Here is a 12,734-nt window from a genome sequence, read left to right on the forward strand (position 1 = left end):
GATGGGTTTTTTTCAAAAATGGAAAGAAAAATGGACAAAGCAAGCGGATGCCGTAACCGAAAAGTTTAAAGAAGGGCTGTCAAAAACGCGAAATTCGCTCGCCGGGAAAGTGAACGACCTCATCGCCCGCTATCGGAAAGTGGATGAAGAGTTTTTTGAAGAGCTTGAGGAAATTTTGATCGCCGCCGATGTGGGCGTCACGACCGTCATGGAACTTGTCGATGAGCTGAAAATGGAAGTGAAGCGCCGCAACATTCAAGACCCGGCGCAAATGCGCGACGTCATCGCCGAAAAGCTCGTTGACATTTACCGCGCCGGCGCCGATGACAAAGAACTTTCCGCTTTGAATATACAAGAAGGCGGGCTGACGGTCATTTTGTTCGTCGGTGTCAACGGCGTCGGCAAAACGACAACGATCGGCAAGCTCGCCCATAAGCTGAAATCGGAAGGGAAATCCGTCTTGTTGGCAGCTGGCGACACGTTCCGCGCCGGGGCGATCGAGCAGCTTGAAGCGTGGGGCGAGCGCGTTGGGGTCGACGTCATTAAGCAGGCGGCCGGCTCCGATCCAGCGGCGGTCATGTATGATGCGATTCAAGCGGCGAAAGCGCGCGGCGTTGACGTATTGTTATGCGACACGGCCGGGCGGCTGCAAAACAAAGTGAATTTAATGAAAGAGCTCGAAAAAGTGAAACGCGTCATCAGCCGCGAAATTCCGGGCGCTCCGCATGAAGTATTGCTTGTGTTGGATGCGACGACCGGGCAAAACGCGATGAGCCAAGCCAAGCTGTTTAAAGAAGCGACCGATGTGACCGGCATCGTGTTGACGAAGCTTGACGGCACGGCGAAAGGCGGCATCGTGCTTGCCATTCGCAACGAGATGGCCATCCCGGTGAAACTCGTCGGCCTCGGCGAGAAGATGGACGATTTGCAAGTGTTCGATCCAGAACAGTACGTCTACGGATTGTTTGCTGATTTGCTGGAATCATAAAAAAGTCAACAGAGGGTGCTCCCAAAACAATGGAGCGCCCTTTGTTGTTACGTCCACGGGGGTGTAACCGATAAGCCCTTTGTCCGTTCCATCCCTTGACACCTTGCCGAAAAGACGGTACACTACATTTTTGTAAAGGTATTTTACTTAACAATGAGGGAGGGAGAGTCCGGTGCTGGAAAAAACGATGCGCATGAACTATTTATACGATTTTTACCAAGCGCTGTTGACGCCGAAACAGCGCAACTATATGGCGCTTTACTACTTGGACGACTACTCCCTCGGGGAAATTGCCGAACAATATGAGGTGAGCCGCCAGGCGGTGTACGATAACATCCGGCGTACAGAAGCGATGCTGGAGCAGTATGAAGAGAAGCTCGGGCTGCTGCGAAAATATGAACGGCGGCGGCAGATCATCGAGCGGCTGAAAGACTACATCAGCCGGCACTACGGCGCTGACGCCGAATTGGCGGCGCTAGTCCGCGAGCTTGACGAACTTGATTGAAAAAGGGGGTGGCCGCCATGGCGTTTGAAGGACTGTCTGAACGTTTGCAGCAGGTGATGAACCGCATTCGCGGCAAAGGGAAAGTCACCGAAGCGGATGTCAAAGAGATGATGCGCGAAGTGCGCCTTGCGCTTTTGGAAGCTGACGTCAACTTTAAAGTGGTCAAAGATTTCATCAGACAGGTGAGCGAGCGGGCTGTCGGGCAGGAAGTGATGAAAAGCTTAACGCCGGGCCAGCAAGTGATCAAAATCGTCAAGGAAGAGCTGACGGCGTTAATGGGCGGTGAGCAAAGCCAAATCGCTGTCGCGAAGAAACCGCCGACCGTTGTGATGATGGTCGGGTTGCAAGGGGCCGGGAAAACGACGACCACCGGGAAGCTGGCCAACTTGCTGCGCAAACGTCATAACCGAAAGCCGCTTCTGGTGGCTGCCGACGTTTACCGCCCGGCGGCGATCAAACAGCTTGAGACGCTTGGCAAGCAGCTCGACATGCCTGTCTTTTCGTTAGGCGAGCACGCCAATCCGGTTGAAATCGCGAAACAGGCGCTCGAGCGGGCGAAAGAAGAGCATTATGATTACGTGCTCATCGACACAGCCGGCCGCCTCCACATTGATGAAGCGCTCATGGATGAACTGAAGCAAATGAAAGAAGCGGTCAAGCCGGATGAAATTTTCCTCGTCGTTGACGCCATGACCGGGCAAGATGCCGTCAATGTCGCACAAAGCTTCCATGAGCAGCTCGGCATCACCGGGGTGATTTTGACGAAGCTGGACGGCGACACGCGCGGCGGGGCGGCGCTGTCGATTCGCGCCGTCACCGGAGCGCCGATCAAGTTTGCTGGGATGGGCGAAAAACTTGACGCTTTGGAGCCGTTCCATCCGGAGCGAATGGCGTCGCGCATTTTAGGCATGGGCGATGTCCTGACGCTCATCGAAAAAGCGCAGGCGGCCGTCGACGAAGAGAAGGCGAAGGAGCTCGAACAAAAAATGCGCACGGCCACCTTCACGCTTGACGACTTTTTGGAGCAGCTCGGCCAAGTGCGCAAGCTCGGACCGCTTGACGAACTGATTAAAATGCTGCCGGGCGCCAACAAAATCAAAGGGCTCGCCAACATCCAAGTCGATGAAAAGCAAATCGCCCGCGTTGAGGCGATCATCCGCTCGATGACGAAAGAAGAGAAAACGCATCCGGAAATCATCAACGCTAGCCGCAAAAAGCGGATCGCCAAAGGAAGCGGCACGACGGTGCAGGAAGTGAACCGGCTTTTGAAGCAATTTGACGAGATGAAAAAAATGATGAAAATGATGACGAATATGCCAAAAGGGAAAAAGAAAGGATTCCGTTTTCCATTTATGTAAATGAAGATCTGTTAAGCGAAAAACCTTTACAAACGGAAAAAGAATTGTTAATATACTATCTTGTGTGAACTCTATACGGAGGTGCGTACTGACTATGGCAGTAAAAATTCGTTTAAAACGCATGGGGACAAAGAAAAAACCATTCTATCGCATCGTGGTAGCTGATTCGCGCTCGCCGCGCGACGGTCGTTTTATCGAAACGATCGGCACGTACGATCCGGTCGCTGAGCCGGCGCAAGTGAAAATCGATGAGGAATTGGCGCTCAAATGGCTGCAAAACGGCGCCAAACCGTCGGATACGGTGCGCAGCTTGCTGTCGAAGCAAGGCATTTTAGAGAAGTTCCATAACTTGAAATACGGCAAATAAGCGAGATGCACATGAAGCCGCTCATTGAAACGATCGTCAAGGCGCTTGTCGATCATCCGGAGGCGGTGGCGGTTGAGCGCCGCGAAGAAGAGACGGCCGTCATCTATGAGTTGTCCGTGCATGAAGACGACACTGGCAAAGTGATCGGCAAACAAGGGCGGACGATCCAGGCGATTCGCACAGTCGTTGCCGCCGCCGCGGCCGGATCGCCAAAGCGGGTTGTTGTGCAAGTGAAAGACAAAGGGTGAGGATGTTCCTCTCCCTTTTTTGATATGATGCCAAAGGGCGCAAAAATGGCCCGGGTGCCGTTCATTCCGTGTCAAAAGGGGGAAGAGGATGAAGCTCATTCAAACGGTTGAGGTGCGGCAAATCGTCACCGAACGGAGCAAACAAGAGCTTGCCGCCGCGTTTTTGGCGCGCAAGCACCAGCTCGAGCGCGAGTGCGACCAGCTTCGTTTTGAACAGAAACGAATGGAGAAAAGCGGAAACTATCCGCCCGCTTTAGTGAAGCAATATTTTGCGAAAGAAATTGATGAACGCATAGAGACTCATATTTCGCAACCTTTGCATAATATACAACCCGGATATGCGCATAAAAATAATTTTTTATACAAAAATTGTAAAATAATTAATTTTTATTCGGTCAAACCTGGCTTATTTCGAATTTTTATTCAGGGTGCGAAATGTGAGTAGAGAAAATAAAACGGCTTGAGTTTCGCTTGAACAATTACAGATTCGCGAACGAGAAAGCCCACGCTATTTAGGCGTGGGATGAAAGTGACCCGTTTTCTTCATATGGAAATGGCATCCTGTCATTGTCGCAAGGAGGTAAGTCCATGCCGACGATCATGCTAAGGCTGGAATTGCACAACCCAACGAAAGTCAAACAAGACATGTACGAGCGGATGACAGAAGTGAATACCGCGTTTGCGAATTGGCTGTTGAATCATCCCGAGCTGAATCAAGCAACGAGCAAAATTTTTAAGGAGTTTTCGTCGCAGCGGTTTCCTTCCGCTGTCGTGAATCAAACGATTCGAGAAGTGAAGTCCCAAAAGAAAAACCAGAAAACAAAGAAGTTTCGAACATTCTGGTGCTGCTTTAACAATCAAAACGTGAAGGTGGAAAAGAAAGGAGCGTTCTACACGGTTTCCTTCCCTACACTGGAGAAGAGAATCGGCGTGCCGGTCGTCACGCTCCCCTATCAAGAAGCGTGGCTGAATCGGCTGCTCGATGGAACCGTCAAACAAGGGGCGGCCAAGCTCTACAAAAAGCGAAAGAAATGGTACTTGGCGATCGCGATCACCTTTGAAGTCAAGCCGCGGCACAAAACAAAGGTGATGGGGGTTGACCTTGGGCTTCGCTATATCGCCGTGGCCAGCGTGGGAACGAAATCGTTGTTTTTCAAAGGGAGCCAATGCGCCTTTGTGCGCCGACGCTATGCGGCTTTGCGGCGAACGTTGGGCCAAGCGAAGAAGCTCCAGATGATTCGCAAAATCGGCCGTAAAGAATCCCGTTGGATGAAGGATGTCAACCACAAAATCAGCCGTCAAATCGTGAATGTTGCGCTCGCCAACGGTGTTGGCGTGATTCGGATGGAAGCGTTGACAGGGATTCGCAAGCGAGCAAAATCGGCCAAAGAAGCGGGACGAAGCCTTCATTCTTGGTCGTTTCATCAACTGCAAACGATGATTGCCTATAAAGCCGAAATGGCGGGCATTCGGGTGGAGTGGGTGAAGCCGACCTACACGAGCCAAACGTGTAAATGCGGACATCGGGAAAAGGGAAATCGCAATGGCATCCACTTTCAGTGTAAACAATGCGGATACACCCTCCACGCCGACTTGAATGGCGCGATCAACATCGCCAAAGCGATTTCGGGCTTTGTCGCCTAACCTAGCGCACTGGTCACAGGTGCGCCGCCCATTGGGGTACATCGTAACCCGATGGGACGGGGTGATGACACACCCCTGAAGCTTTTGCGTTGTCCGAACCAGAAATGGATGAGGACGCGAACGACCCAAGAATCCCACGGCTTTAGCCGTGTGGAGTGTCAAATGTGCTACCGTTAGGGAGCGAATTGAAAGAGCGGGAAGTCGAGGCGCTCGTTGAGGTGAACGTCGGCGACCGTTGGGAAGAGGTGACAAAAACGCGCGCCATCATCATTGAAGACGGCGTCGTCAAAGAGATTCGCTAAGAAGGGATGAAAGCGATGGAACGATGGTTTAATGTCGGAAAAATTGTCAATACGCACGGCATTCGCGGCGAAGTGCGCGTCATTTCGCGCACCGACTTTCCTGAAGAACGGTATAAAAAAGGAAACAAGCTGTACATTTTCCGCGAACGGGACACGGAACCGATTGAAGTCACGGTGAAAAGCCACCGCGTCCATAAATCGTTTGACTTGTTGTCGTTTGAAGGCTATGACAGCATCAACGATGTGGAACGGTTTAAGGGAGCGATGCTGAAGGTGCCGGAAAGCCAGCTCGGCGAACTCGCGGAAGGGGAATATTATTTCCATGAGATCATCGGCTGCACTGTCGTGACAGAAGGCGGGGAGACCATCGGCGCGGTAAAGGAAATTTTGACTCCAGGGGCGAACGACGTCTGGGTCGTCCGGCGCGAAGACGGATCGGAAGCGCTCATTCCGTACATTGACGAGGTTGTTTTGCACGTCGATCCGGAGCGGAAAACGATCATCATCCGGCCGATGGAAGGGCTGCTTGAATGATGCGGATCGATATTTTAACGTTGTTTCCCGGCATGTTTTCCGGGGTGTTGAACGAGTCGATTTTAAAGAAGGCGCAAGAAAAAGGGGCCGTCGACATCCGCCTTATTGATTTTCGCGAGTTTGCCGACAACAAGCATAAAACGGTCGACGATTATCCGTATGGCGGCGGCGCCGGCATGGTGCTCAAGCCGCAGCCGATTTTTGACGCGGTGGAACACGTGACGGCTGGATCGCCTGGCGCCCGCATCATTTTGCTTTGCCCGCAAGGCGAGCGCTACACGCAAAAAAAGGCGGAAGAGCTGGCGAAAGAAACGCATTTGGTGCTCATTTGCGGCCATTACGAAGGGTATGACGAACGCATCCGCCAATATTTAGCAACCGATGAAATTTCGATCGGCGACTATATTTTAACAGGCGGGGAACTCGGCGCCATGGTCATTGTCGACAGCGTCGTCCGTCTTCTCCCCGGGGTGCTCGGCAATGAGGCGTCGCCGGTCGATGACTCGTTCAGCTCCGGGCTGCTTGAGTATCCGCAATACACAAGACCGGCCGATTTCCGCGGCATGAAAGTGCCGGATATTCTGCTTTCTGGCAACCATCAGCTCATCGCCGAGTGGCGCGAGAAGGAATCGCTCCGGCGCACGTTTTTGCGCCGTCCGGACTTGCTCGATGAATATCCGCTTACAGACAAGCAAAAGCAATGGCTGAAAGAGTGGGAAAAGGAGCGCGAATAGCTATTGCCTGAGTCAACCGTTTATGCTATCATGTCTTTTGTGTGACCTTAAGCGATTGGCTTGAGGACGGAAAACGATGTTCCGCTGCAATGAAGAGATCATTGGCATGAACATCTGTGGAAGGGGTGGATCATGATGCATCATTTAATCCAAGAGATTACGAAAGAACAACTGCGGACGGATTTGCCGGATTTCCGCCCGGGCGACACGGTGCGCGTTCATGTGAAAGTCGTCGAAGGCAACCGCGAACGCATCCAAGTGTTTGAAGGGGTCGTCATTAAACGGCGCGGAGCGGGCATCAGCGAAACGTTCACGGTCCGCAAAGTGTCCTATGGCGTCGGCGTTGAGCGCACATTCCCGGTGCATACGCCGAAAATCGCCAAGCTGGAAGTCATCCGCCGCGGGAAAGTCCGCCGCGCGAAATTGTACTACTTGCGTGAACTTCGCGGCAAAGCGGCGCGCATCAAGGAAAATACGAACGCAGCGCAATAATGGACAACGGTGGATCACAGCGGAAAAGGAGCTTGCTTTCAAGCTCCTTTTTTCACTACCGCCAATGATGATTACGGTAGTGATCCACGACTGCAAACTTTGATTTAGGTGGGTGGACAATGGAACAGAAAAAAAGCGAATGGCGCGAGTGGATGAAAGCGATCGTCGTTGCCGTCTTGCTCGCCGGGGGCATCCGCTACTTTATTTTCGCTCCGATCATCGTCGACGGTTATTCGATGATGCCGACATTACATAACCATGAGCGGATGATCGTCAATAAACTGGCGTATAAAATCGGCATGCCGCACCGTTTCGATATCATTGTTTTTCACGCTGAAGAAGGGAGAGACTATATTAAGCGAGTCATCGGCCTGCCGGGCGACCGAATTGAATACAAAAATGATACGCTCTATATCAATGGCAAGCCGTATGAAGAGCCGTATTTGGACGAGTATAAAAAGCAGTTGTCCGACGGCGGTCCACTGACGGAATCGTTCACTTTGGAGGAACTGACCGGGCGAAGCACGGTGCCGCCGGGGCATTTGTTTGTCATGGGCGACAATCGCCGTTTCAGCAAAGACAGCCGCCATATCGGCTTCATTCCGATGTCAAAAGTCGTTGGCAAGGCGAATCTTGTGTATTGGCCGCTTTCTGACGCCCGGATTGTGAAATAAACGAGGCAGGTGATGCCAATGACAGTGATTCAATGGTTCCCCGGCCATATGGCGAAGGCCAAGCGGGAAGTGCAAGAAAAATTAAAGTTGATCGACGTAGCGTTTGAGCTGCTTGACGCCCGTGTGCCGATGTCCTCGCGCAACCCGATGATCGACGAGATTCTCGGACAAAAGCCGCGCCTCATTTTGCTCAATAAGGCTGATATGGCCGATGAGGCGGTGACCGAACAGTGGATCCGCTATTTCCACGATCAAGGGCGGCTGGCTTTGCCCATCGATGCTCAAAGCGGAACAGGAGTCCGGCAAATCGCGGCGGCAGCGAAAGAGATGGTGAAAGACAAATTCGAGAAAATGCGGGCGAAAGGGATTAAAAACCCGCGCCCGGTTCGGGCGCTCATCGTCGGCATCCCGAACGTCGGCAAGTCGACGCTGATCAACCGGCTCGCCGGCCGCCATATCGCGAAAACCGGCGACAAGCCGGGGGTGACAAAAGCGCAGCAATGGATTAAAGTCGGCAAAGAAATGGAGCTGCTTGATACCCCAGGCATCCTATGGCCGAAATTTGAGGATGAGGACGTGGGCTACAAGTTGGCGGTGACCGGGGCCATTAAGGACGAAATTTTAAACTTGCAGGATGTCGCCGTCTATGCGCTCCGCTTTTTGTCGACCCACTATCCCAACCGGCTTGCGGAGCGCTACGGCCTTGATGACATTCCGGATGACATTGTCGCCTTGTTTGACGCCATCGGAAGGCGGCGCGGCTGCTTGACGTCAGGCGGCGCTGTTGACTACGATAAAGTGGCTGACATCGTTTTGTATGACATCCGCACGGAAAAATTAGGCCGCTTAAGCTTTGAAACGCCCGCTTCACGGACGTAGCGCGTCCGGCGGGCGTTTTTTGCCGGCGGTGCTTTACGGTCGGCCAAACAGAGCCGATAGTATAAGTAGAAGAGGGAGAGGAGCATGAAGCGGTATACGGTGAAAGACATTGAAGCGCTGCTTCCGAAGCTTGGCGAGGACGACCCGCGCTGGGAGATGCTGCGGCAGGATGAGCGAAAAAGCGTGCAAGCGCTTCTTGCCCGTTTTGAAAGGCAGAAAGCGCGCCGGCACGCCATCGAGCAGCGGTGGGAAGAACTGATGCGTTATGAGCGGGAACTATACGCCGCTGGCGTTAGACGGATCGCCGGCATTGATGAGGCCGGGCGCGGCCCGCTGGCCGGCCCGGTCGTCGCCGCCGCGGTCATCTTGCCGAAAGACGCCTATTTGCCGGGGCTTGATGACTCGAAGCGGCTGACGCCGGAAAAGCGCGAGGCATTGTTTGCGCAAATTGAAGCGTGCGCCGTCGCCATCGGCATCGGCATCGTCAGCGCGGCGGAGATCGATGAAAGGAATATTTACGAAGCGACAAGGCAAGCGATGGCGAAAGCGGTGAACGCCCTTTCCCCGCCGCCTGAACATTTGCTTGTTGATGCGATGGCGGTGCCGTGCCCACTGCCGCAACAGCGCCTCATAAAAGGAGACGCCAACAGCGCTTCGATCGCTGCTGCGTCGGTCATCGCCAAAGTGACGCGCGACCGGTGGATGAAAGAACTGGATCGCCGCTATCCACAATACGGGTTCGCGCGCCATATGGGCTACGGAACGCCGGAACATTTCGAGGCGATCCGCCGCTACGGCGTTACGCCTGAGCACCGTCGTTCGTTCGCACCGGTGAGGGAGGTGCTCGAGGCGAGCGAGCAGCTCTAGAAGAAGGGATGGGACGAAATGGTCGAGCGCATGGAGCGGACGATGCCAACGACCGCTGTCCGCGACGCGACATCCAGCCGGCGGTTTCAGCCGGGGCAGGCCGTCGTCGGGCGGGTGGAGCGGGTCGAGGAGATGGAAACCGAGGAGCGGGCGGCGCTCGTCCGCGCTGGCGGACAGCTTGTGCGCGCCCGTTTGGAGGCGCCGCTTGCCGTCGGACGTTTGTATTTGTTTGAAATTCACGAACGACAAGGAACAATTTATTGGAAAGCCATTCCCCTTTCCGAACCGGCGTCTGCTCCGTCAGGTGAAGAGGCGGTGCGCGGGTGGCAAAAAGCGTGGAAACTGCCGGATGCGGCGCTGCCGGTGCTCCGCCAAGCGCTGAAAGCTGGCGCGGCTGCAACGAAAGAGGAAATTGCCGCACTGACTGAAGCGGTGAAAGAGACCGGCCAGCCGGACGCGGCCGAAGACGTGCTCGCCCATTTGTTTCGCCGCCGGCTGCCGTTCTCTTCAGCCGTGTTTCGCGCGCTATGGGCAGCCAAAACCGGGGTGCCGCTCGCTGAGGGTTTGGGGAAACTGAAAGCGGCCATTGCCGCCCTTTCCGCCCATCCGGCGGCGCTTAATCTCATCCGGGCGATGGAGAAGTTTCTTTCACCGCCGCTGTCCGCTTACGAGGCGGCCGTGCGTTTGTTGCTGTCAGGGGAGGAAGAGGCCGAAACGGCCCGCGCGCTTCTTGCCCGCCTTGGGCTCGCCCCGTTGCCGGAGGACCGCCGCTTGGCGCTTCGGGAGGCGGTGCAATGCCGCCGGTTTGCCGATATCATTCGGCAGCTCGGCTTGACGGACGAGGAGGCGTTTTTGGAACGGTGGGCCGCTCTCGATGCTGCCTATCAAAGCGGAGCGCTGCCCGCCGCGGAAGCGAAGTTGTGGGCGGCCGCTCGAGCGACGAGAGATCCGGCGCTGTCGCTGTTTTGCTGGCTGAGGCGAGCGGCCGTGCGGCTTGGGCTTGAGGACGAGGCGGCGCTCGTCCGTGTCGGGAAAATCGAGGATTTGCCTTCCGCCCCGTCGTTGAAACGGTTGCTTCTTCGCTTTCTTCATGAATCGGGGAGTGAAGGGGCCAAGAGGGCGGCCGAAGCGATTCTCGACCAGCTCGATGGCATGGCCATCGCTGCTGGCGGCGATGGGCTCATTGAGCACGTATGGATTTCGTTTCCATTGCCGCTTGGCGGCCGTAGCAGCGATTTTGCTGTGTGCTGGCAAGGAAGGAGGAAACAAGGCGGGCCGCTTGATGCCGATTACAACCGCATTGTTTGTTGCCTGACGCTTGAAGAGCTGGGAGAGGTGATCGTTGATATGCGCGTGCAACGACGGATCGTCCACATCTCCATTTTTCACGATGATCCGCGGTTGGCGGTTGCTGCCGCTCGGATGGCTCCGCTTGTCAAAGAGCGGTTTCAGGCGCACGGCTATGCGCTTTCAGGCATTGATGTAAAGGCAACGCGTTCCGCCCCTCCTCCGCCTTCCGTTTTTCTGTTTGCCGACAGTTGCAGCGAGGTGGATTGCCAAGCATGAACGAGGAGCGGAAAAAAGCAGTCGCCTTGTCTTACGATGCGGCACTTGACGCAGCTCCGATCGTCAAGGCGAAAGGGGTTGGCAAGGTCGCCGAAGCGATCATCGCCGCCGCCCGCGAGCACGGCGTGCCGATTCGCCAAGATCCGACGCTTGTTGAGCTGCTGGGGAAAGTGGAGATCAACGAAACGATCCCGGAGGAGCTGTACGCCTTAGTGGCTGAATTGTTCGCGTTTTTGTATCAGCTTGATCAGGGAGCGAAAGGAGAAAGAGCGGGGAAGGGGTAATTTTCCTATTCCCTGCTTTCTTAATTTTGCGGCGAAACGGTGGACAAGCGCGAAATGTTAGGTATAAAATGAAAGCGCTAAGACTTTTTTGATTTTATACATAGGAGGTTGGCGCATGAACATTCATGAATACCAAGCAAAAGAAATTTTGCGAAGCTATGGTGTGAGCGTGCCGAACGGCCGCGTCGCGTTCACGGTGGATGAAGCGGTCGAAGCGGCGAAAGAGCTCGGCGCGCCGGTGTGTGTCGTCAAAGCGCAAATCCATGCCGGCGGGCGCGGCAAAGCGGGCGGGGTGAAAGTGGCAAAAAGCCTCGAGGAAGTCCGTACATACGCCAGCGAATTGCTCGGCAAAGTGCTCGTCACCCATCAAACCGGCCCGGAAGGAAAAGAAGTGAAACGGCTGTTGATTGAAGAAGGGTGCGACATCCAAAAAGAATACTACATCGGCCTTGTCGTCGACCGCGCCACCTCGCGCGTCGTGTTAATGGGGTCGGAAGAAGGCGGAACGGAAATCGAAGAAGTGGCGGCGAAAACGCCGGAGAAAATTTTTAAAGAATACATTGATCCAGCCGTCGGGCTTCAAGCGTTCCAAGCGCGCCGATTGGCTTTCAACATCAACATTCCGAAGCATCTCGTCAACCAAGCGGTCAAATTTATGATGGGCTTGTACCAAGTGTTTGTCGATAAAGACTGCTCGATCGCCGAAATCAACCCGCTTGTCGTCACCGGCGACGGCAAAGTGATGGCGCTTGATGCGAAGCTGAATTTCGATTCAAACGCCTTATACCGCCATCCGGACATCCTTGAATACCGCGACTTGGATGAAGAAGACCCGAAAGAAGTCGAAGCGTCGAAATACGACTTGAACTACATCGCTCTTGACGGCAACATCGGCTGCATGGTCAACGGCGCCGGCTTGGCGATGGCGACAATGGACATCATCAAATATTACGGAGGCGAGCCGGCTAACTTCCTCGATGTCGGCGGCGGCGCCAGCGAGGAAAAAGTAAGGGAAGCGTTCAAAATCATTTTGTCCGACCCGAACGTCAAAGGCATTTTCGTCAACATTTTCGGCGGCATTATGAAATGCGATGTCATCGCGAGCGGCATCGTCGCGGCGACGAAGCAAGTCGGTTTGACGCTTCCGCTTGTCGTCCGGCTTGAAGGAACGAACGTTGAGCTTGGGAAAAAGATTTTGCAAGAGTCGGGCTTAAACATTATTGCGGCCGAATCGATGGCGGACGGAGCACAAAAAATCGTCGAGCTAGTACGTTAAGAAAGCGAGGGAGACA

Annotated in this window: 16 protein-coding genes and 1 pseudogene; all 17 read left to right on the forward strand. The window is 54.4% G+C overall.

Annotated elements, in window-relative coordinates; genetic code table 11:
• Position 1 precedes the first annotated feature (1 nt).
• A complete protein-coding gene (ftsY, locus tag GYMC52_RS05705) occupies positions 2 to 988 on the forward strand; it encodes a signal recognition particle-docking protein FtsY (protein ID WP_013523383.1) in 987 nt (328 codons plus the stop codon).
• 172 nt (positions 989 to 1,160) lie between these two features.
• Positions 1,161 to 1,493 carry a putative DNA-binding protein gene (locus GYMC52_RS05710; protein WP_013523384.1) on the forward strand — a complete coding sequence of 111 codons (333 nt, stop codon included), beginning with the start codon at positions 1,161 to 1,163 and terminating at the stop codon, positions 1,491 to 1,493.
• Between the two features lie 17 nt (positions 1,494 to 1,510).
• Positions 1,511 to 2,851, forward strand: coding sequence for a signal recognition particle protein (gene ffh / locus GYMC52_RS05715; protein ID WP_011230696.1), 1,341 nt, complete (start codon positions 1,511 to 1,513; stop codon positions 2,849 to 2,851).
• A gap of 94 nt (positions 2,852 to 2,945) precedes the next feature.
• The gene (gene rpsP, locus GYMC52_RS05720) at positions 2,946 to 3,218 is read left to right on the forward strand and encodes a 30S ribosomal protein S16 (protein ID WP_011230697.1); all 273 of its coding nucleotides are present in this window, start codon (positions 2,946 to 2,948) and stop codon (positions 3,216 to 3,218) included.
• An 11-nt stretch (positions 3,219 to 3,229) separates the two neighbouring features.
• A complete protein-coding gene (locus tag GYMC52_RS05725) occupies positions 3,230 to 3,466 on the forward strand; it encodes a KH domain-containing protein (protein WP_011230698.1) in 237 nt (78 codons plus the stop codon).
• A gap of 88 nt (positions 3,467 to 3,554) precedes the next feature.
• A complete protein-coding gene (locus GYMC52_RS05730; RefSeq protein WP_013523385.1) occupies positions 3,555 to 3,911 on the forward strand; it encodes a YlqD family protein in 357 nt (118 codons plus the stop codon).
• Positions 3,912 to 4,054: 143 nt separating this feature from the next.
• Positions 4,055 to 5,110: an RNA-guided endonuclease TnpB family protein gene (locus GYMC52_RS05735; protein ID WP_013523386.1), complete on the forward strand. Its 1,056-nt coding sequence runs from the start codon at positions 4,055 to 4,057 to the stop codon at positions 5,108 to 5,110.
• A 161-nt stretch (positions 5,111 to 5,271) separates the two neighbouring features.
• Positions 5,272 to 5,412: pseudogene (locus GYMC52_RS18490) on the forward strand (YlqD family protein); the annotation flags it as partial.
• A gap of 15 nt (positions 5,413 to 5,427) precedes the next feature.
• Positions 5,428 to 5,946, forward strand: a complete 519-nt coding sequence (gene rimM / locus GYMC52_RS05740; RefSeq protein WP_013145773.1) for a ribosome maturation factor RimM — start codon at positions 5,428 to 5,430, stop codon at positions 5,944 to 5,946.
• Complete coding sequence (gene trmD / locus GYMC52_RS05745) at positions 5,946 to 6,680, forward strand: tRNA (guanosine(37)-N1)-methyltransferase TrmD (protein WP_013523387.1); 735 nt, start codon at positions 5,946 to 5,948, stop codon at positions 6,678 to 6,680. The genes rimM and trmD overlap by 1 nt, the downstream gene beginning before the upstream one ends.
• Positions 6,681 to 6,815: 135 nt before the next feature.
• Positions 6,816 to 7,172 (forward strand): 50S ribosomal protein L19, encoded by a 357-nt coding sequence (gene rplS / locus GYMC52_RS05750; RefSeq protein ID WP_013145772.1) that lies wholly within the window; start codon positions 6,816 to 6,818, stop codon positions 7,170 to 7,172.
• A gap of 119 nt (positions 7,173 to 7,291) precedes the next feature.
• Positions 7,292 to 7,846 (forward strand): signal peptidase I, encoded by a 555-nt coding sequence (gene lepB, locus GYMC52_RS05755; RefSeq protein ID WP_013145771.1) that lies wholly within the window; start codon positions 7,292 to 7,294, stop codon positions 7,844 to 7,846.
• Positions 7,847 to 7,858: 12 nt separating this feature from the next.
• Positions 7,859 to 8,725, forward strand: coding sequence for a ribosome biogenesis GTPase YlqF (gene ylqF, locus GYMC52_RS05760; protein WP_013145770.1), 867 nt, complete (start codon positions 7,859 to 7,861; stop codon positions 8,723 to 8,725).
• Positions 8,726 to 8,809: 84 nt separating this feature from the next.
• Positions 8,810 to 9,592, forward strand: a complete 783-nt coding sequence (locus tag GYMC52_RS05765) for a ribonuclease HII (protein ID WP_013523388.1) — start codon at positions 8,810 to 8,812, stop codon at positions 9,590 to 9,592.
• 18 nt (positions 9,593 to 9,610) lie between these two features.
• Complete coding sequence (locus tag GYMC52_RS05770; RefSeq protein WP_013523389.1) at positions 9,611 to 11,158, forward strand: flagellar hook-length control protein FliK; 1,548 nt, start codon at positions 9,611 to 9,613, stop codon at positions 11,156 to 11,158.
• Positions 11,155 to 11,442 carry an EscU/YscU/HrcU family type III secretion system export apparatus switch protein gene (locus GYMC52_RS05775; protein ID WP_013523390.1) on the forward strand — a complete coding sequence of 96 codons (288 nt, stop codon included), beginning with the start codon at positions 11,155 to 11,157 and terminating at the stop codon, positions 11,440 to 11,442. The genes GYMC52_RS05770 and GYMC52_RS05775 overlap by 4 nt, the downstream gene beginning before the upstream one ends.
• A gap of 115 nt (positions 11,443 to 11,557) precedes the next feature.
• Positions 11,558 to 12,718 (forward strand): ADP-forming succinate--CoA ligase subunit beta, encoded by a 1,161-nt coding sequence (sucC, locus tag GYMC52_RS05780; protein ID WP_011230708.1) that lies wholly within the window; start codon positions 11,558 to 11,560, stop codon positions 12,716 to 12,718.
• The last annotated feature ends 16 nt before the right edge of the window (positions 12,719 to 12,734 follow it).

Source organism: Geobacillus sp. Y412MC52 (assembly GCF_000174795.2).
Lineage (GTDB): Bacteria > Bacillota > Bacilli > Bacillales > Anoxybacillaceae > Geobacillus > Geobacillus thermoleovorans.